At 50.8% G+C, this 882-nt stretch carries 1 protein-coding gene; it reads left to right on the top strand.

Annotated elements, in window-relative coordinates:
- Positions 1 to 177 precede the first annotated feature (177 nt).
- Entirely contained in the window at positions 178 to 606 is a 429-nt protein-coding gene (locus tag NO887_RS18465) for an RDD family protein (protein WP_256419624.1), read from the top strand.
- The last annotated feature ends 276 nt before the right edge of the window (positions 607 to 882 follow it).

The raw sequence follows: 882 nt of genomic DNA, 5'->3' as shown, positions 1-882 counted from the left end.
TTCTCTGGTTCATTCAGCCCCGTCTGTCAAGAAACGTACCATCATTGGGTCAGCACAGCTGAGTGGTGGTCGGTTTCAGCTCTGCCCGCCCCGTCCGGCGAACTAATTTTGAACGTGCAACAGGGTATTTGAGGTAATAGTCAAAGATTAATAACTCTTGAATAACAGATGTGAGTTATGGAACAGCATCCGAAACCACAACGAGGGACGAACGGGGATGTGATCTGGCACCGAGTTGGGGCATACTTTATCGACTCAATACTCATGGCGCTAATCTGGCTTGCCGTTATACTCGCCGGGACGCCCCTTGGCGACATCGGGTTCCTCGTGCTGGCGTTCGTGGGACTGGTCGCAACATTGGTTTACGGGTTTCTCCTTGAGGGACTGTACGGCTATACGCCGGGGAAATATCTGCTTGGACTCGTCGTTATCAAGTCCGACGGATCAAACTGTACGATTGGGGCGTCAGTCCTGCGGAATCTGTTGTGGATCGTTGACGCACTCCCGACGTTGAACCTCGTCGCAATGGTGTTGATACTGCTTACGGATGATAACCAACGGGTCGGTGACCTTGTCGCAGATACAGTCGTCGTCAAGCAACAGTGATCAAACCGAGTCGTAGCAGTTTGCAGAGATTCACCTATTCGGGTTGTCACGCCCATGTCTCGACTTCTTTCGCATACGGACCAGTCAGGCTCTGTTGAAACCCTATTCTTCAGACATGTTCTCGGCTGAAACGCCCGGTCAACGAAGAGTGCGAATTCTTCACTCGCAATCGTGAAGTGAAAACAATTTTATGTTTAAATCAATATGGGCGGGAGTACTCCGAGTATTCAACTGGCGACCTGTAGAACGACGCTGAGAAGAGCTATGAGGGCACAA

Source organism: Halorubrum laminariae (assembly GCF_024494655.1).
GTDB lineage: Archaea > Halobacteriota > Halobacteria > Halobacteriales > Haloferacaceae > Halorubrum > Halorubrum laminariae.
This window is presented reverse-complemented; position numbering and strand designations above follow the sequence as displayed.